The sequence below is a fragment of the Cellvibrio sp. genome, from assembly GCF_046347455.1.
Taxonomy (GTDB): domain Bacteria; phylum Pseudomonadota; class Gammaproteobacteria; order Pseudomonadales; family Cellvibrionaceae; genus Cellvibrio.
The window spans coordinates 234,706-259,694 of record NZ_JAXMGC010000003.1; the positions used below are offsets into that span (position 1 = coordinate 234,706).

The 24,989-nt window shown below is 43.1% G+C and carries 21 protein-coding genes and 1 pseudogene; all 22 read left to right on the forward strand.

The features are described 5' to 3' along the window. The first annotated feature begins 13 nt into the window (after window positions 1-13). Window positions 14-922 carry a sulfate adenylyltransferase subunit CysD gene (gene cysD, locus U1F02_RS07570; RefSeq protein ID WP_409989764.1) on the forward strand — a complete coding sequence of 303 codons (909 nt, stop codon included), beginning with the start codon at window positions 14-16 and terminating at the stop codon, window positions 920-922. Further along, entirely contained in the window at window positions 922-2,346 is a 1,425-nt protein-coding gene (gene cysN, locus U1F02_RS07575) for a sulfate adenylyltransferase subunit CysN (protein ID WP_409989765.1), read from the forward strand. The genes cysD and cysN overlap by 1 nt, the downstream gene beginning before the upstream one ends. A gap of 174 nt (window positions 2,347-2,520) precedes the next feature. Continuing rightward, entirely contained in the window at window positions 2,521-2,967 is a 447-nt protein-coding gene (tnpA, locus tag U1F02_RS07580; RefSeq protein ID WP_409989766.1) for an IS200/IS605 family transposase, read from the forward strand. A gap of 365 nt (window positions 2,968-3,332) precedes the next feature. Continuing rightward, entirely contained in the window at window positions 3,333-5,975 is a 2,643-nt protein-coding gene (locus U1F02_RS07585; RefSeq protein WP_409989767.1) for an NHL repeat-containing protein, read from the forward strand. Between the two features lie 321 nt (window positions 5,976-6,296). After that, on the forward strand, window positions 6,297-6,620 hold the full coding sequence (locus U1F02_RS07590; RefSeq protein ID WP_409989768.1) for a ComEA family DNA-binding protein: 324 nt from the start codon (window positions 6,297-6,299) through the stop codon (window positions 6,618-6,620). A 181-nt stretch (window positions 6,621-6,801) separates the two neighbouring features. Further along, window positions 6,802-7,515: an orotidine-5'-phosphate decarboxylase gene (gene pyrF / locus U1F02_RS07595; RefSeq protein ID WP_409989939.1), complete on the forward strand. Its 714-nt coding sequence runs from the start codon at window positions 6,802-6,804 to the stop codon at window positions 7,513-7,515. Between the two features lie 10 nt (window positions 7,516-7,525). Then, a complete protein-coding gene (gene cmk / locus U1F02_RS07600; RefSeq protein ID WP_409989769.1) occupies window positions 7,526-8,197 on the forward strand; it encodes a (d)CMP kinase in 672 nt (223 codons plus the stop codon). 96 nt (window positions 8,198-8,293) lie between these two features. Then, on the forward strand, window positions 8,294-9,643 hold the full coding sequence (locus tag U1F02_RS07605; RefSeq protein WP_409989940.1) for a phosphomannomutase CpsG: 1,350 nt from the start codon (window positions 8,294-8,296) through the stop codon (window positions 9,641-9,643). Window positions 9,644-9,719: 76 nt separating this feature from the next. Next, window positions 9,720-10,613 carry a UTP--glucose-1-phosphate uridylyltransferase GalU gene (gene galU / locus U1F02_RS07610; protein WP_409989770.1) on the forward strand — a complete coding sequence of 298 codons (894 nt, stop codon included), beginning with the start codon at window positions 9,720-9,722 and terminating at the stop codon, window positions 10,611-10,613. A 66-nt stretch (window positions 10,614-10,679) separates the two neighbouring features. Further along, the gene (locus U1F02_RS07615; RefSeq protein ID WP_409989771.1) at window positions 10,680-12,095 is read left to right on the forward strand and encodes a mannose-1-phosphate guanylyltransferase/mannose-6-phosphate isomerase; all 1,416 of its coding nucleotides are present in this window, start codon (window positions 10,680-10,682) and stop codon (window positions 12,093-12,095) included. Between the two features lie 25 nt (window positions 12,096-12,120). Further along, complete coding sequence (locus U1F02_RS07620) at window positions 12,121-13,464, forward strand: UDP-glucose dehydrogenase family protein (protein ID WP_409989772.1); 1,344 nt, start codon at window positions 12,121-12,123, stop codon at window positions 13,462-13,464. An 80-nt stretch (window positions 13,465-13,544) separates the two neighbouring features. Then, window positions 13,545-14,420: a dTDP-4-dehydrorhamnose reductase gene (rfbD, locus tag U1F02_RS07625; protein WP_409989773.1), complete on the forward strand. Its 876-nt coding sequence runs from the start codon at window positions 13,545-13,547 to the stop codon at window positions 14,418-14,420. A 2-nt stretch (window positions 14,421-14,422) separates the two neighbouring features. Further along, the gene (rfbC, locus tag U1F02_RS07630; RefSeq protein WP_409989774.1) at window positions 14,423-14,968 is read left to right on the forward strand and encodes a dTDP-4-dehydrorhamnose 3,5-epimerase; all 546 of its coding nucleotides are present in this window, start codon (window positions 14,423-14,425) and stop codon (window positions 14,966-14,968) included. Window positions 14,969-15,151: 183 nt separating this feature from the next. After that, window positions 15,152-16,829: pseudogene (gene rpsA / locus U1F02_RS07635) on the forward strand (30S ribosomal protein S1). Window positions 16,830-16,992: 163 nt separating this feature from the next. Beyond that, window positions 16,993-17,286, forward strand: a complete 294-nt coding sequence (gene ihfB, locus U1F02_RS07640; RefSeq protein WP_409989775.1) for an integration host factor subunit beta — start codon at window positions 16,993-16,995, stop codon at window positions 17,284-17,286. Between the two features lie 75 nt (window positions 17,287-17,361). Next, a complete protein-coding gene (gene rfbB, locus U1F02_RS07645) occupies window positions 17,362-18,417 on the forward strand; it encodes a dTDP-glucose 4,6-dehydratase (RefSeq protein ID WP_409989776.1) in 1,056 nt (351 codons plus the stop codon). Window positions 18,418-18,442: 25 nt separating this feature from the next. Continuing rightward, window positions 18,443-19,717, forward strand: a complete 1,275-nt coding sequence (gene tviB / locus U1F02_RS07650) for a Vi polysaccharide biosynthesis UDP-N-acetylglucosamine C-6 dehydrogenase TviB (RefSeq protein WP_409989777.1) — start codon at window positions 18,443-18,445, stop codon at window positions 19,715-19,717. A gap of 33 nt (window positions 19,718-19,750) precedes the next feature. After that, complete coding sequence (locus U1F02_RS07655; protein ID WP_409989778.1) at window positions 19,751-20,704, forward strand: Gfo/Idh/MocA family protein; 954 nt, start codon at window positions 19,751-19,753, stop codon at window positions 20,702-20,704. A gap of 1 nt (window position 20,705) precedes the next feature. Continuing rightward, entirely contained in the window at window positions 20,706-21,284 is a 579-nt protein-coding gene (locus U1F02_RS07660) for an acyltransferase (protein ID WP_409989779.1), read from the forward strand. Window positions 21,285-21,305: 21 nt separating this feature from the next. Further along, window positions 21,306-22,373, forward strand: a complete 1,068-nt coding sequence (locus U1F02_RS07665; protein ID WP_409989780.1) for a DegT/DnrJ/EryC1/StrS family aminotransferase — start codon at window positions 21,306-21,308, stop codon at window positions 22,371-22,373. A 26-nt stretch (window positions 22,374-22,399) separates the two neighbouring features. After that, a complete protein-coding gene (locus tag U1F02_RS07670) occupies window positions 22,400-23,644 on the forward strand; it encodes an oligosaccharide flippase family protein (protein WP_409989781.1) in 1,245 nt (414 codons plus the stop codon). Continuing rightward, entirely contained in the window at window positions 23,641-24,909 is a 1,269-nt protein-coding gene (locus U1F02_RS07675; protein WP_409989782.1) for a hypothetical protein, read from the forward strand. The genes U1F02_RS07670 and U1F02_RS07675 overlap by 4 nt, the downstream gene beginning before the upstream one ends. The last annotated feature ends 80 nt before the right edge of the window (window positions 24,910-24,989 follow it).

Below are 24,989 nucleotides of genomic sequence, written 5' to 3' on the forward strand. Positions count from 1 at the left end.
GGTAACTTTTGTAATGTCCGACTATAAACTCACGCACCTGAAACAACTCGAAGCAGAAAGTATTCACATTATTCGTGAAGTTGCTGCTGAGTTTGATAATCCCGTCATGCTTTATTCAGTGGGTAAAGACTCAGCGGTGATGATGCATCTCACCATGAAAGCTTTTTATCCTGGCAAGCCACCATTCCCTTTGTTGCATGTGGATACCACATGGAAATTCCGCGAGATGATCGAGTTCCGTGATCAACGCATCAAAGATTTGGGTTGGGATTTGATTGTACATATCAACCAAGAAGGTGTTGATATGGGCATTAGTCCGTTTGTTCACGGTAGTGCGAAACATACCGATATCATGAAAACGCAAGCGCTCAAACAAGCGCTGAATAAATATGGTTTTGATGCAGCCTTTGGTGGTGCGCGTCGCGACGAAGAAAAATCGCGTGCGAAAGAACGTGTGTATTCCTTCCGTGATAAAAACCACCGTTGGGATCCTAAAAATCAACGTCCTGAGCTGTGGAATATTTATAACGGCCGCGTTGATAAGGGTGAAAGCATCCGTGTGTTCCCATTATCAAACTGGACTGAGTTAGATATTTGGCAATACATCCATTTGGAAAATATCCCAATCGTTCCACTTTATTTTGCGGCTAAGCGTCCTGTGGTTGAGCGCGATGGCACTTTGATTATGGTTGATGACGACCGTATGCCTATCGGCCCAGAGGATAAGGTTGAAGAAAAAATGGTTCGCTTCCGTACGCTCGGTTGTTATCCGTTAACAGGTGCTGTTGAATCACAAGCGACAACCTTGCCAGATATTATTCAAGAAATGTTGCTGACCACGACTTCAGAGCGTCAAGGTCGTGTTATTGACCACGATAGTTCGGGGTCGATGGAGAAGAAAAAGCAAGAGGGTTACTTCTAATGAGCCATCAATCAGATTTAATTGCACAGGATATCAACGCGTATCTCGCGCAACATGAACAAAAAGAACTGCTGCGTTTTTTAACCTGCGGTAGTGTGGACGATGGCAAGAGTACCTTGATTGGTCGTTTACTTTACGATTCAAAAATGATTTACGAAGATCAGTTAGCCGCTGTACAAGCCGATAGTACAAAACACGGTACTACGGGGGAGGCAGTTGATTTGGCATTGCTGGTTGATGGTTTGCAAGCAGAGCGCGAGCAGGGCATTACGATTGATGTTGCTTACCGTTATTTTTCAACTACCAAGCGTAAGTTCATTATTGCGGATACTCCCGGTCATGAGCAGTACACCCGCAACATGGCAACAGGTGCTTCAACCTGTGATCTCGCGATTATTTTGATTGATGCTCGCTACGGCGTAGTAACGCAGACGCGTCGACATAGTTACATTGCATCATTGCTCGGTATTAAACATATCGTTGTGGCAGTAAACAAAATGGATTTGTTGAGTTTCAGCGAATCTGTGTTTGAAAAAATCAAAACGGATTACATCGAATTCTCTAAGAAGTTAGGTATGGAGAATGTTTTCTTTGTTCCTATTTCTGCCTTGAATGGCGATAACGTTGTAAATCGTTCAGAAAGCTCTCCTTGGTATAAGGGAGAGACTTTGATGGAAATTTTGGAAAACGTAGCTATCGCTGGTGATAAAAACTTTTCTGATTTCCGGTTGCCTGTTCAATATGTAAATCGCCCTAATTTAAATTTCCGTGGTTTCTGCGGCAACATTGCGTCTGGTGTTGTAAAAGTGGGTGATGCAATTAAAGCCTTGCCTTCCGGTAAAACCAGTACAGTGAAATCTATAGTCACCTTTGATGGTGATTTGGAGGAAGCCTTTGCGGGGCAGGCGGTAACCTTAACGCTGGATACAGAAATAGATATTAGCCGCGGCGATGTTATTGTTTTAGCAAAAGATGAAGTACCTTTATCGAACCACCTTAAAGCTCACGTCGTATGGATGACTGAAAAAGCGCTGCAGCCCAATTCAGAATATCTATTTAAATTTGCGAGTAAAACAGTAAGCGGCCAAATTGAAGCCATTGATTATCGTATTGATGTTAACACCCAAGAGCACACGCAAGTTGGGCAGTTGCAACTTAATGATATTGCCGTTGTTGATGTTGTATTGACTCAACCTGTGGTGGCTGATACTTATAAAGCCAATCGTGCTACCGGTGCTTTTATTGTGATTGATCGTTTAACCAATATCACAGTGGGCGCGGGCATGGTTAATCAACGTCTCGATGAAAAAGTGTTTTCAGCCCAAACTAATTTCAGCGAGTTTGAAGTTGAGTTGAATGCGTTGATACGTAAGCATTTCCCTCATTGGGGTGCGGTTGATCTCGCTCAGCTTTTAAAGAAATAATAGATTGAGTCGGTTTTAAAAAAGCGTCTATCCTTCGGGTAGACGCTTTTTTTATTGCCATTCTAAAACCACCTCCTATGGAGGTGGTGATCAGCTACTCGGGGCTATGCCTGAAAAGTGCCCATGCTAGATACTCAATCGTTTGTTACCAGCAAATGATCAGGAGTAAAAAGCATGAGCAGATATGAATCCGCTTCACACGTATTCTATCGATGTCAGTATTACATTGTTTGGACGCCGAAGTATAGGTTCAAGATATTGACGGGAAATATAGGAAAAGAGTTGTATCGAAGTATTTATGTGTTTTGTGGGATGAAGAATTGCAAAGTAGTTGAGCTAAATGTGCAGATAGATCATGTGCATTTGGTGGTAAGGACGCCGCCCAGCATAAGTGTTTCGGAGCTAATGGGGACATTGAAAGGAAGAACAGCGATAAGACTGTTCAATAAATTTCCGTATTTAAGAAAGAATAAAATGTGGGGAAATCATTTCTGGCAGCGTGGCTATTTTGTAGATTCAGTTGGCGCGAATGAAGAGGTGATTCGGAGATACGTACGTTATCAAGATAAGCAGGCGAGAGAGGAAGATGAGCGCCAGCTGCGGTTAGAGGTAACGGTTTAAGACAAGCACCCTTATAGGGTGCTAATCAAAGCCACCTGCTATGCAGGTGGATTTTTACTTTTAGAAGGACGTGTTCATTTCATTAGTTTTCACGGAATAAGAGCTTATAGTTTTTTGGGTGATCCGTTTTGATGTTTTAATGCTGTCAGTACAAAGCCCGTCATTCGTGTGATTATTCTACGCGCTGCTATGTGAAAGGTTAGGCAGTATCCCTGTGATGTTGTTTGCCTTTATGTCATCTTGTTTACCGCACCCTACACCTAAACTGTAATATTCGCGGCGAAATTTTCTCTACTAGGATTTGGTCTTTAAATTTCCATGGCGTGAATCCTTTGAGTATTCGCGTAAAACAATTAGGAGTTGTTATGTTTGGATTTTCAGCGAGAATTGCGCCAGCATTTTTTTGTTTGGGTTTGTTGCTCAGTGCATGCGGAGGTGGTGGAGGCGGTCAAAGCTCAACGTCTCCGCAAGTACCACCCTCATCTACCTCATCTGTTTCCAGCACAAGCTCGGCACTCAGCTCCTTAAGTAGTGCACAATCAGTTTCTTCTTCATTATCTTCAGGCTTCTCGTCCGACAGTAGCGTCGTTTCCTCTTTGCAGGTAATTTCAAGCTCGTCCAGCACGCAAGTTTCTTCATCGGTTAGCATCAGTGCGTCCTCTACTTCTACTACTGTAACCAGTTCTTCCTTAGCTAGTTCGTCTGCAATTAGTTCGGTAGCTAGTTCCTCGTTAACAAGCTCTTCAGTATCCAGTTCTTCGTTAACAAGTTCTTCGGTGTCCAGTTCTTCGTTAGCAAGTTCTTCGGTGTCCAGTTCTTCTTCTCTATCAAGCTCCTCTCTATCAAGCTCTTCAGTAGCGAGCTATAGCATTGGTGGCAACCTTGCGGGCCTGAGCGGCTCTGGTTTGGTATTACAGAATAATCGCAGTGAGACTTTGGCGCTCAGTACAAATGGCTCGTTTGTTTTTACTGAGCTAGTTGCCAGCGGTGCCAATTACGCTGTAACAGTAAAGGCGTTTCCTGTGGGGCAAACCTGTTCTGTTACCAACGGAATTGGTATCGTGACAGGAGCGGTTACGGGGGTACAGGTAACCTGTGTGAATGCTGCACTTTCTTTGTTTGTGGGCAACCCATTTGATCGAGGTAATGTTGACGGATCCGTTGCCTTCGCATCTTTCCAGAGACCTACGGGTATTGCCGTGGATAGCGGCGGCAACCTTTTTGTGGCGGATCGCAACAACACTATCCGTAAAATCACTCCCACGGGTGTGGTTAGTACCTTTGCAGGAAGCGGAGCAGAGGGGGCTGACGACGGTGTGGGAGTCCTGGCTAGCTTTTACTTACCCACCGGTATCACCATTGACACAAACGGCAACCTTTATGTGACGGATTCAGGTAACAATGCTGTTCGCAAAATTACCCCTGCGGGCGTAGTAACAACGTTGGCGGGAGGAACCTCAGGTTCCAGTGACGGTATGGGTGCGGCCGCGAGTTTCGGTTCTCCCAGAGGCATCGCTATTGATGCAAACGGTGATCTTTATGTGGCTGATACCTGGAATTTTTCCATTCGTAAAATCACACCGGCGGGAATGGTGAGCACTTTGACATTGAGCGGGAATGAAACCCCATCAGGTAAATATTATCCTTCCGGGATTGCAGTTGATTCGAATGGAAATCTTTATGTTTCAGATTCTTACAATGACTCAATTCGTAAAATCACACCCCAGGGAATTGTGAGTACACTGGCAGGTAGTAAGAACGGAAGTGGTTCGCCATCAAGCGAGGGACAATTTGCGGGTATTGTTCTGGATTCAGCTAATAACGTTTATGCGTCTTACGCCTACGGTCATGTGATTCGCAAAATCAGCCCAATGGGTTCGGTAACTGACTTGGCAGGTAGCATTGACGGTCTCGTGGACGGAACTGGAGCAAATGCACGCTTTAGTTCGCCAGCAGGTATGGCGACCGATAATGCGGGGAACTTATTCGTTGTAGACTGGAATAACCATAATGTCCGTAAAGTGACATCAGCAGGGCGGGTAACTACGGTTGCGGGCACTGAAGGTGTCCTCATTGGTAGCGGTGATGGCACCGGTACTGCGGCAGGCTTTTATCAACCTGAAGGGATTTGCGCAGACAGCACCGGCACTTTATATGTGGCAGATACCGCTAACAATAAAATCCGCAAGATCTCACCTGAGGGGGTGGTGACTACTTTAGCAGGAACGGGCAATGGCGCGCTAACTGATGGCGCTCCCAGTGTAGCTAGTTTCAATTATCCAAATGGCATAACAATTGATGCTAACGGTAATCTCTACGTTACAGATTTCTTTGGTGCGGCAGTTCGCAAAGTAACAACTTCAGGAGTGGTTAGCACTTTGGCCGGCGGCGGTCAGGCTGGCGATTGGGACGGAACCGGACAATTTGCTTCCTTTTTTTACCCCAGAGGTATTGTTGCGGATGCTAACGCCAACCTTTATGTGGCCGACAGTGGTAACCATTCCATTAGAAAGGTTACACCGGGTGGTGTAGTGACCACTTTTGTAGGGGGCGGAACTTCAGGTCTGACTGATGCCACCGGAATAGCCGCCAAATTTAAAACACCTACTGGTATCGCGATTGATGCCAATGGAAACCTTTATGTGGCAGATACTTTTAACCATGCTATTCGCAAAGTGACCCCCGCGGGTGTGGTGACAACACTTGCTGGTAATGGAGCCTCAGGTTTTGCCGATGGCACTGGTAATGCAGTTAGATTCAATCGTCCAAGGGGCATGTCCATCGATGCTAACGGTAACCTCTATGTGGCGGACTCTTATAACAATCGTATCCGAAAAATTACACCGACTGGTGTCGTTACCACGGTGCTTGGTCAGGGGCAGAAATTCGGGTTTATGCCGGGTGATGCTCCAGGCGTTCTACACGAACCCGTAAGCGTAGCCGTTGTTGGGACAAAGCTCTACGTTACGCAAGTCAACGGCGTAGTTAGGGCTTTATCGATTCTGTAGCACCTAGGTGGCACCCCTCCATAGAGGGGTGCCATTATGTACAAGATGATTATTCGTACATGGTTGTTGAAAAGGCAATACGGGAGCCGTGATGTTGATGCTTAGTGCCGAAGTAAAATACCGGAATGTCGTTGTGTATTCGTGCTGCTTTTCTTGAAGAAACCAACATTTTGTCCGCAATATCTTCTTAATGTAAGACATATCTCACAATAAAATAAGACATCGCCCACTAGTCGATGCGGTGTGATTTTTAATAACCTACTTCTACTCGCAGAGGGAAGTCGCGAGCTATTTAACTAACTTTTTAAAAGGAATTTTCCGATGAAAAATATTTTTTCCGTTTTTGTTTTTGTGCTTTTTGCTTTTTCTTCTGCGTCCTTCGCTGCGGATGCGCCTTCCAAAACGACTGCTACTCCAGCCCCTGTTGCCGCTAAGACCGCACCTGCTCCGCAAGAGGTGGTTAACATCAATACCGCCGATGTACAGTCTTTATCCAAGCTAAAAGGTGTGGGGACCAAGAAGGCAGAGGCTATAGTTGCGTTTCGTAAAGCTAATGGTGCCTTCAAAACAGTAGATCAGTTGGCTGAGGTTAAAGGCATAGGTACTAAAACTGTCGACGCTAATCGCAAAAGTATCCGTATTTAAATATTGCATTGGCGTGAGTGTATCAAGCGGTGCTGTGGATATTTGAAGCATTGGGAAGATTCTTGGTGTACTCAACTTATCCACAGACATCAATAGATGCTGCGAATTAACGCGAAGTTTGTTTTAATGGGAGCCTGGATTCACCATCCGGGCTTTTTCATTTTATGCGAGGCATTCCATGATAGAAATTCAAGGTCCACGTATTGTCGTGGCAATGGATTATGATAACGCGGACGATTGTTTTTATATGGCCAAGCGCCTGTCGCCGCAATACTGTCGCCTCAAAGTGGGTAAAGAGCTCTTTACGGCCTGTGGCCCCCGCGTAGTTGAATACCTGATGCGTTTGGGATTCGATGTGTTTCTCGATTTAAAATTCCATGATATTCCCAATACCGTCGCCAAGGCTGTAAAAGCAGCCGCGCAATTGGGGGTCTGGATGGTGAATGTGCATGCGTCTGGCGGACAGCGAATGATGATGTCGGCTCGCGACATTCTGGAGCAACATGCCCATCATCATAACGGACGTAAACCTTTGCTCATCGGTGTAACTGTGCTGACGAGCCTTGAAGCGCACGATCTGCATGCTATTGGTATTGCTGAAGAGCCGGAAGCCCACGTGCTTCGCCTAACGAAACTTGCCAAGCATTGTGGGTTGGATGGAGTTGTTTGCTCCGCTCGTGAGGCTAGCATGTTGCGCTCTCAGTTTGGGCCGGATTTATGTCTCGTTACTCCCGGTATTCGTTTGGATACTAGCCCGGCTGACGACCAAAAGCGTACGCTCACACCCCATGCTGCAATTGCTGCCGGTAGTAGCTATCTTGTAATCGGGCGCCCCATTACCCAGGCGCATGATCCGGTTGCGACCTGTAAGGCAATTATTCAATCCATTTCCTAAGGCTGAGCCATTGAATACAGAACCTGTTGTTATCGTCACCATAGATGGCCCAAGCGGTGCGGGTAAGGGAACCTTAAGTCAGCTTGTGGCGCGAAAGTTAGGTTATCATCTGCTTGATAGCGGTGCCTTATATAGATTGGTCGCATTATCTGCAGAAATGCAAGGAGTGGATTTCCAAAACGAGCTTGCAGTTGCAGAAGTAGCCAGTGGGCTCGATGTAAAATTCGATGTTACTGGCGATTCAACCCGTACCTTTTTAATGAACCAGGATGTAACAGATGCCATTCGCCGGGAGAATGTTGGTATGAATGCATCTCAGGTTGCCGCTTATCCATCGGTGCGTGCTGCGCTCCTTCAGCGGCAGAGAAATTTCGCTCAGTTTCCCGGTCTTGTTGCCGATGGGCGCGACATGGGAACCAGTGTGTTTCCAAACGCCCAAATAAAGATTTTTCTGACCGCTAGTGCAGAGGCGAGGGCAGAACGACGTTGCAAACAATTGCAACAAAAAGGTGTTAAAGCGGATTTTGCCGAAGTCATAGAAGATATTAAGGCGCGCGATGAAAGAGATACCCAGCGAGCTACTTCGCCACTCAAGCCCGCACAAGACGCGATAATTCTTGACAGCACTGAGTTAACTATTGAGCAGGTGTTGGATGCAATCCTGGCTATGTGCGTTAAATAACGCACGCATGTTTGTCACCCAAATAGTATATAAGTAAAGCCTTGGGAAGCGACACGTTGTGTTTACGTTTAAAGTTTAAGATTTGGGATGATTGGAATGAGCTTAACCTGTTTTAAAGCTTACGATATTCGTGGGAAGTTAGGTGATGAACTTAACGCTGATATTGTCTATCGCATCGGTAGAGCCTATGCGATTTTTCTCAAGCCTAGGTCCGTTGTTGTAGGCGGCGATGTGCGGCTGACCAGTAAGGAATTAAAAACGGCCTTCGCGAATGGTCTTCGTGACCAAGGTGTTGATGTTATTGATATAGGTATGTGTGGCACTGAAGAAATTTATTTTGCCACCACTCACTTAAAAACAGATGGCGGCTGTGTTGTTACTGCCAGTCACAATCCTATCGATTACAACGGCCTGAAAATGGTTCGCGCGGGCTCGCAGCCTATCAGTGGTGACACCGGCTTGAACGAAATCAAACGTTTGGCCGAGGAAAATAATTTTCCTGCCGTAGATTTTTCAAAGAGAGGCTCCTATCACGAACAAAGTACCTTAGCCCCTTACATTCAGCATTTGCTTTCTTATGTTGATATAAGCTCCTTGAAACCACTCAAGCTTGTCGTCAATGCTGGCAATGGTGCGGCTGGTCATGTAATAGACGCAATTGAAAAATATCTGCCGTTCGAATTTATTAAAATAAATCATGAGCCTGATGGCACTTTCCCTAATGGAATTCCCAATCCGCTTTTGCATGAAAACCAACCTGTTACTAGTGAAGCGGTGCTAGCTCATGGTGCGGATATGGGCATTGCATGGGACGGAGATTTTGATCGTTGTTTCTTGTTTGATGAGCGTGGTCAGTTTACTGAAGGTTACTATATTGTAGGACTTTTGGCGGAATCATTTCTCTTGAAAAACCCAGGTTCAAAGGTTATTCATGATCCTCGCTTGACATGGAATACCCAGGATATTGTTCAGCAAACAAAAGGCGTTGCAATTCAATCAAAAACGGGTCATGCCTTTATTAAAGAACGCATGCGTTCCGAGGATGCCATTTACGGCGGTGAAATGAGTGCGCATCATTATTTTCGAGACTTCGCCTATTGCGATAGCGGCATGATTCCTTGGTTGTTAGTTGCTGAGCTTTTATGTAAAAAGAAACAAACTTTATCGTCAATGTTAGAAGATCGTATTGCGAAGTTTCCATCTCCTGGGGAAATTAACCGCCATGTTGCTGATGCAAAAGTTGCAATAGACAAGGTGTTCGACATTTATAGTCCTAATGCCTTGGTGATAGACAAAACAGATGGCATTAGTCTTGAGTTTGAGCAATGGCGTTTTAATTTAAGAATGTCTAACACCGAACCTGTGGTTCGCTTAAATGTTGAGAGTCGTGGTAACAAAAAATTAGTGAAAGAAAAAACGGAAGAGATTTTAGCTCTGTTGCAGTAACTCAACCTCTACATAATTATTTTGTTGTTAGTTATGTAATTATTTAAAAACCTTGATTTTTTTCTAGGAAACAAAAATGCAAATTAAAAAAGCTGTAATTCCTGTTGCTGGTTTGGGGACTCGTATGTTGCCTGCTACAAAGGCAATTCCAAAAGAAATGTTGCCTGTGGTGGATAAGCCGTTAATTCAATACGTGATTGAAGAAGCAGCCGCTGCCGGCATCAAAGAAATCGTTTTGGTAACTCACGCCAGTAAAAATGCCATCGAAAACCATTTCGATACCAGCTTTGAATTGGAAGCACAATTGGAATCACGCTTGAAGCGTTCTTTGTTGGAAGAAGTGCGTTCGATCACTCCACGTGGTTTGACGGTTATCTCCGTGCGTCAAGCAGAAGCAAAAGGTTTGGGGCATGCAATTCTCGCTGCAAAACCTGTTGTGGGTGATGAACCTTTTGTTGTGTTGTTGCCCGATGTGTTGGTTGATAACGTAGAGTGTAACCTCAAGCAAGACAATCTTGCTGGCATGGTGAAACGCTTCCAGGAAACTGGTCATAGTCAAATCCTTGTTGAAGAAGTCCCGCATGATCAAGTGGATAAGTACGGTGTGGTTGATTGCTCTGGTGTAGAGATTCCAGAGGGCAAGACTGCCCCTATCAAAGCGATGGTTGAGAAGCCACCGATTGATGAGGCGCCGTCAAATATGGCGATTGTAGGACGTTATGCATTGTCGAAAAAAGTTTGGGAGTTGTTGGCGACAACTCAGCCCGGTGCTGGCGGCGAAATTCAGCTGACGGACGCGTTGGATGCGCTTTTAGGTTTGGAAACCATTGAGGCTTATCAGTTAATTGGCCGCAGTCACGATTGCGGAACTAAATTGGGTTATCTGCAAGCTAACGTGATTTACGGCGTGCGTCACACGAGTGTTGGTGCCGATTTTGAGGCGTTTTTGAAAGATCAATTTGCAAAGTAATTTTGTAAATTGAATTTTGGTCGAGAAAAGGGAGTTTCTTGGCCTTATATATTTTGGAGGCAATTGATGATTGTTCCAGTCATTCTGGCCGGCGGTTCTGGTTCGCGTTTGTGGCCTTTATCCCGTCAACATTATCCCAAGCAATTGCTGAAATTGTTTGGTGATAAAACCATGCTGCAGCAAACCATTCTGCGTTTGTCCGGCTTGTCTAATGTCGGTAGCCCTATAGTTGTGTGCAATGTTGAGCATAGATTTATGGTGGCTGAGCAATTAAATGAAATTGGTTATTCAAATGCTGCCATTATTCTAGAGCCGCTTGCTCGTAATACCGCACCTGCGTTGGCATTGGCGGCCCTGCATGCTAAGGAGACGCAACCTGATTCAACATTGTTGGTGTTATCTGCAGACCATATGATTCGAGATGTCGAAGAGTTTCGTCGAGTCGTGAAAATTGCTGCAGAGGCTGCTTCGAAAAATTATCTCGTAACTTTCGGTGTTCATCCGACTCACCCCGAAACGGGTTATGGATACATCAAAACCAACAAAAGCTCTGGCGATTCAAAAAGTGTTTTTAACGTCGAACAATTTGTTGAAAAGCCGAATCTGGAAACTGCACAAAGCTATTTAGATGCTGGTTGTTACTTCTGGAACAGTGGCATGTTTGTGTTTAAGACAGATGTGTTTATTTTTGAGCTACAAGCTCATAGCCCAGCAGTGGTGACAACCGCAAATCAAGCAAGAAATAATGCGGTCCGCGATTTGGATTTTATTCGTGTTGATAAAGATGCATTTGCCGCTGCACCAAATATCTCCATTGACTACGCATTGATGGAGAAAAGTAATAATGTTGTTTGCGTGCCTTTAAACGCGGGCTGGAGTGATGTAGGAGATTGGAAGTCCTATTGGGATGTGTCGCAAAAAGATTCCACAGGGAATAGTTTTATTGGCGACAGTATTGATGTGGGTTCAACTAACACTCTGGTTTTTTCGCAGCATAAATTGGTGGCAACCTTGGGTGTTGATAATTTAATGATTATCAATACCCCGGATGCAGTATTGGTTGCTGACAAATCCAAAGCACAAGAAGTCAAATCCATTATTTCGCAAATCGAAAATCAGACGCGAAAGGAACACATGCAGCATCGAGAAGTTTATCGTCCTTGGGGTTGCTATGACGCTATTGACGATGGTGATCGTTATCAGGTGAATCGTATAAGAGTTAAACCTGGTGCAAGCCTATCTTTACAAGTTCATCACCATAGGGCAGAGCATTGGATTGTGGTAAAAGGCACTGCTCTAGTTCAAAAAGATGATGAGGTTATGCTTTTGTCAGAAAACGAATCTACTTATATCCCGGTGGGAACACGACATAGGCTTAGCAATCCCGGCAAAATTCCGCTAGAGATTGTTGAGGTGCAGTCAGGTCCATATTTAGAAGAAGATGATGTGATTCGTTATGAAGACAGCTACGGTCGTTCTTAATTTTTTATTGTTTAGGGAGTAATTAATGAAGGTAACAGTATTTGGTACTGGTTATGTAGGTTTAGTGACAGGTACCTGTCTGGCGGACGTAGGTCACGATGTTCTTTGCGTCGATGTGGACCAAAAGAAAGTCGATAATTTGAAAAATGGGATTATTCCTATTTTCGAGCCAGGTCTTGAGCCCATTGTTAAGCAAGCGGTACAAAATGGATTGCTTAATTTTACGACTAACATGGATGAGGCAGTGAATCACGGTGAATTACAATTTATCGCGGTGGGCACACCTTCTGGCGAAGATGGTTCAGCGGATTTGCAATATGTTGTTGCCGTGGCAAAAACCATTGGTCAGCGTATGAATAGCTACAAAGTTGTCGTCAACAAATCAACTGTACCTATAGGAACTGCGGAAAAAGTTTCCGAAGCCTTGAACGGCGAACTCAAATTGCGTGGTGTTGATGTTCCGTTTGATGTAGTTTCCAATCCGGAGTTTTTAAAAGAAGGCGCCGCAATCAATGATTTCATGAAGCCCGATCGAATTGTGGTCGGCACGAGCAGTGAGCGGGCGGAGAGGTTGTTGCGTGAGCTTTACGCTCCATTTAATCGTAATCATGACCGCATGATTTTCATGGATGTGCGTTCGGCTGAGTTAACTAAATATGCCGCCAATGCCATGTTGGCAACTAAAATCAGCTTTATTAATGAGATGGCGAACCTTGCTGAAAGATTGGGTGCTGATATCGAACAAGTTCGTAATGGTATAGGCGCGGATCCTCGTATCGGCTATCAATTTATTTATCCTGGTTGCGGTTACGGTGGCTCATGTTTCCCGAAAGACGTTAAAGCGCTTATCAATATCGCCAAAAACGTGGACTATCAGGCGAGCTTGATGGAATCGGTTGATAAAGTTAATCAGGCTCAAAAGAGCAAGCTTTATTCTTACATCACAAAACATTTTAGTGGTGATCTAAAAGGTAAGACTTTTGCTTTATGGGGATTGGCCTTCAAACCCAACACTGATGATATGCGCGAAGCGCCAAGCCGCGTTCTAATGGAAGCATTGTGGGCTGCTGGTGCGAAAGTGCAGGCCTATGATCCAGTCGCTATGGATGAAACCCAGCATATTTATGGGTTGCGGGAAGATCTGAAGCTTGTTGGTACCAAAGAAGCTGCCTTGGAAAAGGCTGATGCATTGGTCATCTGTACCGAATGGAAAACATTTCGCGCTCCAAATTTTGAGCTGCTCAAGCAAGCCTTGGTTAATCCTGTAATATTCGATGGCCGTAATCTTTATGAGCCTGAGCGTATGACAGAGTATGGTTTTGAATACTATGCGGTAGGTCGTGGGAAAAGTGTTACTCAATTTAGTTGATTAACATTTTATTTCGATTGTAACTATCCCTGCTCTGCAGGGATTTTTATTTTGGGGTTCCTAAATTTTACGGTGCGGCTATGAAAGTATTGGTAACAGGTGCAAATGGTCAGTTAGGAATGCATTTGGTAGCTGAGCTTCAAAAGAAAGATTGGGTAAATTTGTTAGTTGCTGGAAGATATGATTTGGATATTACCGATAACCAAGCGGTAAAAATTTATTTTGATAAACATTCTCCGCATGTTGTCATTAACGCGGCAGCATTTACATCTGTAGATGCGGCAGAAGAATCAACAGTGCAAGCAACGGACGTCAACCATGTAGGAGCTGCCAATCTCGCCGAGGCTTCCGCAAAAATAAATGCTGCGATAATTCAAATATCAACAGATTATGTGTTTTCGGGCAAGTCTGGTGTCCCCTATATTGAAAGCGATTTGCCTGATCCCGTTAATGCTTATGGTTTAACTAAGTTGTTGGGGGAAAAAGCAGTTGCCTCAATAAATCCAAGGCATATTATCCTGAGAACATCTTGGCTTTTTAGTGGGCTGGGTAAAAATTTCTATTTAATTATGTCGGAATTGATGGCCAAGCAAAGTAAGATTTCAGTCGTTAATGATCAGGTAGGTGCGCCAACTTATGTACTGGATCTGATAAACTTGATCGTTAAAGCTCTGGAAAAAATAAATCAAAAAAAGTTATTGGCTTGGGGTGTGTATCATTACTCAGGCTATCCGTACGTGTCTTGGTTTGATTTTGCAATTGAAATAAAAAAAGCTCTTTTTCCTTTGGGGGCACAATGTGAGATTTACGGAGTATCTACAGTATCATATGGCTCTGTAGCAAAAAGGCCTTATTATTCCTGTTTGAATTCTTCAAAGGCGTGCAGATATTTTGGTGTAACTCCATCGGATTGGATGACGAGGTTGAATGAGCTCGCGACAAAAGTAAAAGGTTAATAATGCGCGTAATAGAAACAGCACTGCCAGATGTTAAAATTATTGTCCCCTCACGATTTGAAGACTCCCGAGGTTTTTTTTCTGAAAGTTATAATGCTCGGGGGTTCAACAAACTCATTGGTTCGAATGTTCAATTTGTGCAGGATAATCATTCCTATTCGACAAAAGGGACTTTGCGAGGACTGCATTATCAAATAGCTCCCAAACAGCAAGCTAAGTTGGTGAGGGTTGTGGCTGGGGAGGTGTATGACGTCGTTGTAGATATGCGAAAGTCTTCGCCGACATTTGGTCTTTGGGTTTCAGTTTTGCTTTCCGGCAGAAATGGTTATCAGCTTTGGGTTCCAGAAGGCTTTGCCCACGGATTTTACGTGTTATCTGAAAGTGCAGATTATCTTTACAAGACGACTGAGTATTACTCAAAGGAGCACGAGCGGAACATTTCGTGGAATGACCCTGATTTGGCAATTAGTTGGCCTTTGAGCGATGCTCCAAATCTGTCACCGAAAGATGGTTCGGCAGTTCAATTTAAATACGCCGAATATCTCTAACTTCTTGATCTATAAGGCCGATTCTGTTAGCCTGCCGCACCTGCTGAAAAGTCTATCTGATTTTAGGCGGTAGGAGGCTAGCATCCTGCCAGAGGAAGCCTTCGCTCCCATTAATTGACCCGCTTACTGGCCAGCGGGATGACATAGCTTGTCTGTGTCCCTTTTGAAGGTATTACCATGAGCATGAATGAAAGTTTTGCTGAGTTATTTGAAGAGAGTTTAAAAACCGTTGATATGGTCCCAGGCACTATCGTGACTGGTGTGGTTATTGATATTGATAAGGACTGGGTGACTGTTCACGCCGGCCTGAAATCAGAGGGTGTAATCCCTGCAGAACAATTCCGTAACGAATTGGGTGAGTTGAATCTCCAAATCGGCGACGAAGTACAAGTAGCGCTGGAAAGCGTGGAAGACGGTTTCGGTGAAACCAAGCTGTCTCGTGAAAAGGCTAAGCGTTCAGAAGCTTGGAAAGTGCTTGAAGCTGCTCACCAAGCAGAAAGTTATCAAAGGTATTATCAACGGCAAGGTTAAAAAGGTGGTTTCACTGTTGACGTTGCTAGCATCAACGCGTTCTGCCAGGTTCATTGGTAGACGTTCGTCCAGTGCGCGACACCGCTTGGAAGGTAAAGAGTTAAGTTCAAAGTTATCAAGCTGGACCAAAAGCGTAACAACGTAGTTGTTTCTCGCCGTGCTGTGTTGGAGCAAACCAATTCTGCTGAGCGCGATGAGTTGTTAGCAACCTTGCAAGAAGGTCAAGCTGTTAAAGGTATCGTTAAAAACCTTACCGACTACGGTACGTTCGTTGACTTGGGCGGTGTAGATGGCTTGTTGCACATTACTGATATGGCTTGAAGCGTATCAAGCACCCAGGCGAGATCGTAAGAAGTTGATCAAGAGATCGACGTTAAAGTATTGAAGTTTGACCGTGATCGCAACCGTGTATCTTTGGGCTTGAAGCAATTGGGCGAAGATCCATGGATCGCTATCACCAAGCGTTACCCAGAAGGCGCTCGCGTGAAGAAGGCTAAAGTGACCAACCTGACTGACTATGGTTGCTTCGCTGAGCTGGAAGAGGGCGTTGAAGGTTTGATCCACGTTTCAGAAATGGATTGGACCAACAAAAACATCCACCCTTCAAAAGTTGTTCAATTGGGCGACGGAAGTGAAGTTATGGTATTGGATATCGATGAAGAGCGATAATCGTATCTCTCTCGGCTTGAAACAATGCCGAGAAAATCCATGGGATACATTTGCTCGTACTTGCGCTAAAGGCGACAAAATCAGCGGTAAAATCAAATCAATCACTGACTTCGGTATCTTCATTGGTCTGGACGGTGGTATTGATGGTTTGGTTCACTTATCTGACATTTCTTGGCACGAAGCTGGCGAAGAAGCCGTCCGTAAATATAAGAAAGGCGATGAGTTGGAAACAGTTGTATTGGCCATCGACCCAGAGCGTGAGCGTATTTCTTTAGGTATCAAACAACTTGAAGCTGACCCATTCTCAGAATATGTTTCTGTAAATGACAAAGGCGCTGTTGTTAAAGGTACTGTTAAAGAAGTAGAAGCTAAGGCTGCTATCATCACTTTGGCTGCTGACGTTGAAGCGACTTTGAAAGCGTCTGAATTGAGCCGCGAGAAAGTAGAAGATGCGCGCAACCTGTTGAAAGTGGGCGACGAAGTTGAAGCTAAGATCATTGCAGTAGACCGCAAAAATCGCGCTATCAGCTTGTCTGTGAAATCTAAAGATGTTGAAGAAGAGAAATCAGCATTGAAAGAACACAGCACCAAGCAAACTGAGCAAGCTGCGCCAACTACTTTGGGCGACTTGATCAAAGCGCAAATGCAAAGCAAAGAGTAAGACCAAAAGCAGCCAGTGAAAGCTGGCTGCTCTTTTAGTTTTTATTTCCCTGAGTGCTGATAAGTTCTTAGCGAAATAAACACTGCATCTTTGGTTCACTGTTTTATTTATAAAAGGATTGCAGATATTTTGCCGACCCTCCATCTACCCGAGATTATTGGTCATGACAAAATCTGAACTGATTGAATACATTGCTGAAAAGCAAAACCAGTTACCCATTAAGGATGTGGAGTTGGCAGTTAAATTATTGTTGGATCACATGTCGGATATATTATCGTCCGGAGAGCGGATAGAAATTCGCGGCTTTGGAAGCTTTTCCCTTCATTATCGCGCCCCGCGTACGGGGCGCAATCCCAAAACGGGGGAGTCCGTTGTCCTTGAGGGCAAATACGTTCCTCACTTTAAACCTGGCAAGGAAATGCGCGACCGTGTAAATGAAAGTATTCAGTCTCATTAGTTAATTAAGCGTTCGCAAAATATTCCCACCAGTTGAGTTACGGCTTAATGGGTGCGGCGATTATTAAGGAAATTTATGAAAATTTTAGTGACAGGTGGTGCTGGCTTTATAGGGTCAGCAGTGGTTCGGCACATTATCAACAATACTAATGATACGGTAATTAATGTAGATAAGCTGACCTACGCCGGTAATCTCGAGTCGCTAGAATCTGTATGCTCTAGCGACAGGTATTTTTTTGAGCGCGTTGATATTTGTGATCAATCGGAAGTTGCACGAATTTTTGCGCAGTACCAACCAGACGCGGTTATGCATTTAGCTGCAGAGAGCCATGTAGATCGTTCCATTGATGGTCCCGCCGCTTTTATAGAAACTAACATCGTTGGCACCTATGTATTGCTTGAGGTTGCTCGATCTTATTGGAAGGATCTAAGCGAAAGCAAAAAGAAATCTTTCCGTTTTCACCATATCTCAACTGATGAGGTTTATGGAGACCTCGAAGGTTCAGAGGATTTATTCACCGAAACCACACCTTACGCTCCTAGCTCACCTTATTCTGCGAGCAAAGCCAGTTCTGATCATTTGGTGAGAGCTTGGCGGCGTACCTACGGTCTGCCCACTCTTGTAACTAACTGTTCCAACAATTATGGGCCATTTCACTTTCCTGAAAAGTTGATTCCACTTGTAATTCTTAACGCAGTTGAAGAAAAACCCTTGCCCGTGTACGGAAAAGGAAATCAGATTCGCGATTGGTTGTATGTTGAAGATCATGCGCGCGCGCTTTACAAAGTAGCAACAGAAGGCGAGATTGGGGAAACATATAATATTGGCGGGCACAATGAGAAGCAAAATATCGAAGTTGTGAATACTATTTGCAGATTGCTAGATGAGCTCAAACCTAGGGCTAGCGGCAGCTATAAAGAGCTAATCACTTTTGTTACAGATCGCCCAGGTCATGATCTTCGTTACGCTATTGATGCATCAAAAATCAAACGAGAGCTTGGTTGGGCTCCTCAAGAAACCTTTGAGTCTGGTGTTAGAAAAACTGTACGGTGGTATTTACAAAATTTAAAATGGGCGCGCCGCGTGCAGGATGGTTCTTACCAGCGTGAGCGTTTAGGTAAGATTGCTTAATGAGATTAAAAATATGGGTGAAAAGATGGAATTAAAAAACGTAAAAATCGCAATTATTGGCTTGGGATATGTTGGTCTGCCGCTCGCAGTTGCTTTTAGTAGTAAATACAATGTTATTGGATTTGATATCAATAAAAAGCGTATCAATGAATTAAAAAATGGTGATGATTTTACATTGGAAACATCCTCAGCTGAGTTAGTGGCTGCAAAAAATGTTCAATTTTCTTCCAATGTAGAAGATTTGAATGCTGCCAATGTGTATATAGTTACGGTACCGACGCCAATTGATAATCATAACCAACCTGACTTAACACCGTTAATTAAAGCGAGCGAAACGGTAGGTCGTGCGATTAATAAAGGCGATATCGTCATTTATGAGTCAACGGTATATCCCGGTTGCACGGAAGAGGTTTGCATTCCGGTTATCGAAAAAATGTCGGGTTTTAAATTCAACGAAGATTTTTTTGCAGGCTACAGTCCAGAAAGAATTAATCCCGGTGATAAAGAGCGAAAGCTTACTAATATAAAAAAAATAACTTCAGGCTCTACGCCAGATGTAGCAGATTTTGTTGACAGTCTTTATCGTGAAATCATAACAGCAGGAACCCATAAGGCAAGTAGTATTAAAGTTGCTGAAGCGGCAAAGGTTATTGAAAATACGCAACGTGATTTAAATATTGCATTGGTCAATGAATTAGCACTCATTTTCCAACGCCTCGGCATTGACACGCTTGAAGTATTAGAGGCAGCGGGAACCAAATGGAATTTTCTACCTTTCCGTCCTGGTCTGGTTGGTGGGCACTGCATTAGCGTAGACCCATATTACCTTACTCATAAAGCTGAGCAGGTAGGTTATTATCCAGAGGTAATTTTAGCAGGTCGTCGTATTAACAATGCTATGGGGTCATTTGTGGCAGAGTCGGTAGTAAAATTATTGACAAAGCGTAAAGTGCATGTGGTAGATGCTCGCGTGCTTATCATGGGGCTAACCTTTAAAGAAAATTGCCCCGACCTACGTAACACGGGGGTCATCGATATTATTAAGGAAATGAAAACATTCAATACACAAGTTGATGTATATGATCCTTGGGCTAATCCCGAAGAGGCGTTTCACGAATATGGGTTAAGTTTGATTGATGCACCCCAAAAAAATACCTATGACGCAATCATTATCTGTGTCGCGCACAATCAATTTGTAGAAATGGGTGCGAGAGGGATTCGTGAGTTAGGTAAAGAATATAATGTAATTTTTGATGTTAAACATGTGCTACCTAAGTCTGCAGTTGATGCAAGACTTTAAAAAAATATCATTGATACTGAATAGGAATATTAAATGAAAAAATTTGCTTTAATTGGTGCTGCTGGGTATATCGCTCCTCGTCACATGAAGGCTATTAAAGATACCGGCAATGTTCTTGTTGCGGCCATGGACACTAACGATTCGGTTGGGATCATCGATAGTCATTTTCCCGATGCTAGTTTCTTCACTGAGTTCGAGCGTTTTGATCGCCATGTTGATAAGTTGCGCAGAGCTAAAAATGGTACGCAGATAGATATAATGTCTATCTGCTCGCCAAACTATTTGCATGATTCTCATATGAGATTTGCTTTGCGATCTGGATCTGATGCTATCTGTGAGAAGCCGCTAGTGCTTAGTCCTTGGAATATTGATGGTTTGCAAGAAATTGAAAAAGATACAGGTCATAAAGTAAATACGATCCTCCAGTTGAGGTTGCACCCTGCAATAATTGCATTAAAAGAAAAGGTGGCTCAGTCACCTAAAGATAAAAAATTTGAAGTGGATTTAACCTACATCACGTCTCGTGGTCATTGGTATTTGCAATCATGGAAAGGTGATGAAAACAAATCAGGCGGTATAGCAACTAATATCGGAGTACATTTTTACGACATGTTGCATTTTGTTTTCGGCGCTTTGCAAGATAACAAGGTTCACTATAATGCACCAACAAAAGCGGCCGGTTATCTTGAATATGAAAAGGCACGTGTACGTTGGTTCTTATCAGTTGATGTAAATGATATTCCAGCAGATGTTCGCGCAACAGGTCAGCGTACATATCGTGCTATTACAGCGAATAATGAGTCGATTGAATTTTCAGATGGCTTTACCGATTTACACACTGTTAGCTACCGGGAAATTTTAGCTGGTCGCGGTTTTGGTCTGGAAGAAAACCGTGTTGCGATTGAAACCGTTTATCATATTCGTGACGCTAAGCTGTCCCCTCTTTCTGGCGATCATCATCCTTTTGTGGATGCTTTGGTAAAATAGAATGAATTACATTAAGCATGAAACAGCCATTGTTGATGAGGGCGCTGAAATCGGAGAAGACTCCAGAGTTTGGCATTTTGTACATGTGTGCAGTGGCGCAAAAATAGGTAAGAAAGTTTCTCTTGGTCAGAATGTTTTTATTGGAAATAAGGTTGTCATTGGCGATAATTGCAAAATTCAAAACAATGTATCTGTATACGACAATGTTTTTTTAGAAGAAGGAGTTTTTTGTGGTCCAAGTATGGTCTTCACAAACGTATATAATCCGCGTTCTTTGATAGAAAGAAAAAGTGAATACAGAAATACTTTGGTTAAAAAAGGCGCCACCCTAGGTGCAAACTGCACCATTGTGTGTGGCGTAACAATCGGTGAATTTGCTTTTGTTGGGGCTGGTGCAGTCGTAAATAAAGATGTTAAGCCCTATGCGTTAATGGTAGGTGTGCCGGCCAAGCAAATTGGCTGGATGAGTGAATTTGGTGAGCAGCTGGATTTGCCTATTGATGGCGACGCGAAAGTGGTTTGCCCGCACACACAAGCTGTATACGAAATTAAAAATGGTGAAATATCCAAATCCCTATAATCCCATTATAAGCTGAAAAATATGGAATTTATTGACTTAAAAGCACAATACGCTCACTTGAAAGATAAAATTGATGCGCGAATTCGAAAGGTTCTTGATCATGGCAATTATATCATGGGACCCGAGGTCCAAGAGTTGGAGGAGCAACTCGCTGATTATGTAGGCGTTAATCATTGTATTTCTTGTGCCAATGGTACGGATGCGCTTCAGTTGGCGCTTATGGCTTTTAATATCGGCGAAGGAGATGCGGTCTTTGTACCCACGTTTACCTTTTTTGCTACTGCTGAAGTGGTTGCTTATGCTAAGGCTACACCAATTTTTATTGATTCTGATGAGCGGACCTTTAATATCGATCCAGCAAAACTCGAAGCTGCGATCCTAAAAATCATTAAAGAAAAAAGATTGAAACCAAAAGCAATTATTGCAGTGGATCTTTTTGGGCTTCCAGCCAATTATCCGGAAATCGAAGCAATAGCAGCAAAGTATAATTTGAAGCTGATTGAAGATTCAGCCCAAGGTTTCGGGGGCTCGATTAACGGAAAAAGGGCAGGAGGTTTTGGTGATATAGCCACCACCAGTTTCTTTCCTGCCAAACCCTTGGGCTGTTACGGTGATGGTGGTGCTATCTTTACGAATAGCGACGAAATTGCTGATTTGATTCGCTCATTTAGAGTGCATGGGAAGGGTATTGATAAGTACGACAATATTCGAATTGGTGTAAATAGTCGGCTCGATACAATTCAGGCAGCTATATTATTAGAAAAATTGGCTGTATTTCCTCAAGAACTGAACTCTAGAAATGAGCTGGCTGCAAAGTACAATGCGTCATTAAAAGATCGTTTTGTTACGCCGTATGTGCCCGAGGGCTATGTTAGTTCTTGGGCTCAATACACGGTGATATCAGATAATCGCGATGCGGCTATGGCAACCTTTAAAGAACAGGGTGTCCCGACGATGGTTTATTATCGCACCTGTATGCATCAGCAGACCGCATTTGCGGATCTGGGATGTCGAGATACCGATTTTCCAGTAGCCTCACGACTGGCGAAGCAAGTGTTTAGTTTGCCAATGCATGGATACATGAAGTAGCTAAGGGCTATCACGGAGTTTCTTGTTTGGTTAAAACTATCCTAAAGTTGAGCTCTTCAAATGTGCTTGCTCAGGCACTGCCATTTTTAATAACTCCTATAGTTACAAGAATTTATTCTCCTGAGTCATTCGGGAGCTTTTCTTTGTTGGTATCTATTGTGGCAATTTCAAGCATTGTTGCTACGATGCGGTATGAGCTTGCGGTCGTTATATCCGAAATCTCACATGTGAAGTATTTGCTGGCATTAAATTTTGGAACAAGCCTAATTGTATCTTTACTTAGCGGGATATTTCTGTTTGCCTTTGCACGTTTCTATTCGAATTTTATAAATGATTCAGCAATATATTTTCTAGTGCCTCTTGGTATATTTGTAACAGGTGCATCATCAAGTTTAACTTATTTGCTTACTCGATTCAGTAAGTTTAATGTTTTAGGTTGTGGATCAATACTGCGTTCGGTTACTTACTGTTTTTTTCAATTGTCCTTGTTTTTGTTGTTTTCGCAAACAGTTTCTCTGATCGCTTCATGGGTTTTGTCGTCACTATGCATGCTGCTTTACATGGTTTTTTCATCGAGGAGCTTATTAGCTCACGCTGATTTGACAAGAGAGTGGAGTGTTAAAGAGCTGGCAAGCGTTGCGGTAGAGTACTCCAATTACCCTAAATTTTCCATGCCGGCCAGTTTGCTAGGTGCGGTGAATTCACAGTTTAACATCGTTGCTATTTCAATGTTTTATGCCAAAGATATTCTTGGGTGTTATGTCTTGATTGAGCGAATTCTTGCTGCTCCCATCTCGATAGTTGGCAATGCAGTTGGTCAAGTATACTATTCATTGATTTCGACAAAAAGCCCCGAGGAGATATTAAAGGTATACAAACTGATATCTTTAAAAATGTCGTGTCTTGCTTCGCTTTTTTTTATATTTATATATTTTGGGCTAACTAACTATGTTGTAGGAATATTTGGTTATTCATGGTCATATACTTCAATTCTAATTAAGATTTTTGCTGCCCAATTTTCCGTTCAGCTAGTTGTATCGCCTTTATTAATGACATTGCAGAGGTTCAAGTTGAACAAGATAGAGTTTGCCTTTCAGGTGGTTAACTCCAGCTTTTACGTTCTTGTTTACTGTTTAGGTAATATTTTGGGGTTTGAGCGTGAAGTCGTGTTTGGTTTAATTGCTGCTGCTATTACAGTCTCATACTCCTCAATGTTTCTTTTTATGATGAAGTTTCTTTCTAATGAAAGTAGGAAAGCAGAATTTAAATGATGGCAAGTTTCTATAAACTTTTTGTCTATTTGGCTTTGTTCAGATTTTTTTTGGATTTGTCTTACCATGACTTTGTTGAACCCATGTTTAATTACATGGGATTTAACATAAACTTCGATCTGGTGCGTTATTGTTTTTCTTGGGTAATTTATTTAGTTTCTTTCGCAGTACTCAAGTCGAACGTTGAAAAGGTTAGCGATTATTTTTTGATTACATGCATTGTTTTTCTAATAGCACCGATGACTAGCTTATATGGGCTCGATCTCTCTTTAAGCGTTGAAGCTGTTGCGCTATCAATTGCTGCGGTTTTTATTATCAGAATTTTGGTGATTAGGTCAGTGAAGGTTTTTCCTCACGTCATAGAAGTTAAAGAAGGGTACAAGCTTTCTATAGTAGTTGCTGTAGCGCTCGTTGTGGTCGTAATTGTAAACCTAATGCGATCAGGCGTAGCTTTAAATTTTAATCCAGAGGCTGTTTATCAGTTTAGGGATGAAAATGCTGAGCTCGCCGATGTTGGGTTTTTCGCGTACTTAAACAATTGGGTGTATCAGATCGTTAGTATGTATCTGTTGATTGTTGCTCTTAGAAAAAGAAATTACGCTCTGATTGCCGGTGTGCTGGTGATGCAATTCTTTTTCTTTGCGGCGTCAGCACATAAGGCTGTGCTTTTCCTTCCTATAATGGTGTTAGGAGTTTGGTTTGTCTTTTCCAGAACGTCTAAATCGTACTATATAGTTTTGCTTTATCTGTCAGGTATAATATTTTTATATACTTATTATTTGTTTACTGAGGACGTTTTACTTCCCAGTTTGTTTATAAGACGCGCTTTTTTTGTACCATCCCAGTTAAATTTCTACTACGTCGATTTCTTTAACCACAATGGCTTCGTTTATTGGTCCCAGTCTATCCTAAAGCATTTCATTGAATATCCATACCACACTGATATCTCATCGTTGATTGGCGAATGGGCGTTCGGAGATGACACCCGTGCCAACAACGGTCTGGTTTCAAGCGGCTTTGCTAATTTTGGTTGGTTTGGTGTTTTTATATATTCCGTCATTCTTGGTTTGATTGTAAGGCTAATCGATGACTTATCATTTCATAGATTTCCTGTGTGGGTGCCGATATCCATGACCGCAGTGCCGTTAAATGTAGCGATGATTCAAACTGATTTGCTTACCTCCTTGTTAACCCATGGTTTGCTTGTGTCAGTGTTTTTTATTGCGTTATCTAGGACGCCCCTTAATAACTCACGAGCCCCCTGAGGTTTGCTTACTTGCACAATCCATTTCACGATATTTATGAGCTTTTCTACGATTAACAAGGAGGATTGCTTCACCTCCTG

What these genes read in the sequence shown, in the direction of transcription:
- U1F02_RS07590 (WP_409989768.1), top strand. Translation starts at nt 6,297, where the DNA reads ATGAAAAATATTTTTTCCGTTTTTGTTTTTGTGCTTTTTGCTTTTTCT.
- U1F02_RS07615 (WP_409989771.1), top strand. Translation starts at nt 10,680, where the DNA reads ATGATTGTTCCAGTCATTCTGGCCGGCGGTTCTGGTTCGCGTTTGTGG.
- U1F02_RS07585 (WP_409989767.1), top strand. Translation starts at nt 3,333, where the DNA reads ATGTTTGGATTTTCAGCGAGAATTGCGCCAGCATTTTTTTGTTTGGGT.
- rfbB (WP_409989776.1), top strand. Translation starts at nt 17,362, where the DNA reads ATGAAAATTTTAGTGACAGGTGGTGCTGGCTTTATAGGGTCAGCAGTG.
- rfbD (WP_409989773.1), top strand. Translation starts at nt 13,545, where the DNA reads ATGAAAGTATTGGTAACAGGTGCAAATGGTCAGTTAGGAATGCATTTG.
- cysN (WP_409989765.1), top strand. Translation starts at nt 922, where the DNA reads ATGAGCCATCAATCAGATTTAATTGCACAGGATATCAACGCGTATCTC.
- tnpA (WP_409989766.1), top strand. Translation starts at nt 2,521, where the DNA reads ATGAGCAGATATGAATCCGCTTCACACGTATTCTATCGATGTCAGTAT.
- ihfB (WP_409989775.1), top strand. Translation starts at nt 16,993, where the DNA reads ATGACAAAATCTGAACTGATTGAATACATTGCTGAAAAGCAAAACCAG.
- U1F02_RS07655 (WP_409989778.1), top strand. Translation starts at nt 19,751, where the DNA reads ATGAAAAAATTTGCTTTAATTGGTGCTGCTGGGTATATCGCTCCTCGT.
- U1F02_RS07605 (WP_409989940.1), top strand. Translation starts at nt 8,294, where the DNA reads ATGAGCTTAACCTGTTTTAAAGCTTACGATATTCGTGGGAAGTTAGGT.
- U1F02_RS07660 (WP_409989779.1), top strand. Translation starts at nt 20,706, where the DNA reads ATGAATTACATTAAGCATGAAACAGCCATTGTTGATGAGGGCGCTGAA.
- U1F02_RS07620 (WP_409989772.1), top strand. Translation starts at nt 12,121, where the DNA reads ATGAAGGTAACAGTATTTGGTACTGGTTATGTAGGTTTAGTGACAGGT.
- tviB (WP_409989777.1), top strand. Translation starts at nt 18,443, where the DNA reads ATGGAATTAAAAAACGTAAAAATCGCAATTATTGGCTTGGGATATGTT.
- galU (WP_409989770.1), top strand. Translation starts at nt 9,720, where the DNA reads ATGCAAATTAAAAAAGCTGTAATTCCTGTTGCTGGTTTGGGGACTCGT.
- U1F02_RS07675 (WP_409989782.1), top strand. Translation starts at nt 23,641, where the DNA reads ATGATGGCAAGTTTCTATAAACTTTTTGTCTATTTGGCTTTGTTCAGA.
- U1F02_RS07665 (WP_409989780.1), top strand. Translation starts at nt 21,306, where the DNA reads ATGGAATTTATTGACTTAAAAGCACAATACGCTCACTTGAAAGATAAA.
- rfbC (WP_409989774.1), top strand. Translation starts at nt 14,423, where the DNA reads ATGCGCGTAATAGAAACAGCACTGCCAGATGTTAAAATTATTGTCCCC.
- cysD (WP_409989764.1), top strand. Translation starts at nt 14, where the DNA reads ATGTCCGACTATAAACTCACGCACCTGAAACAACTCGAAGCAGAAAGT.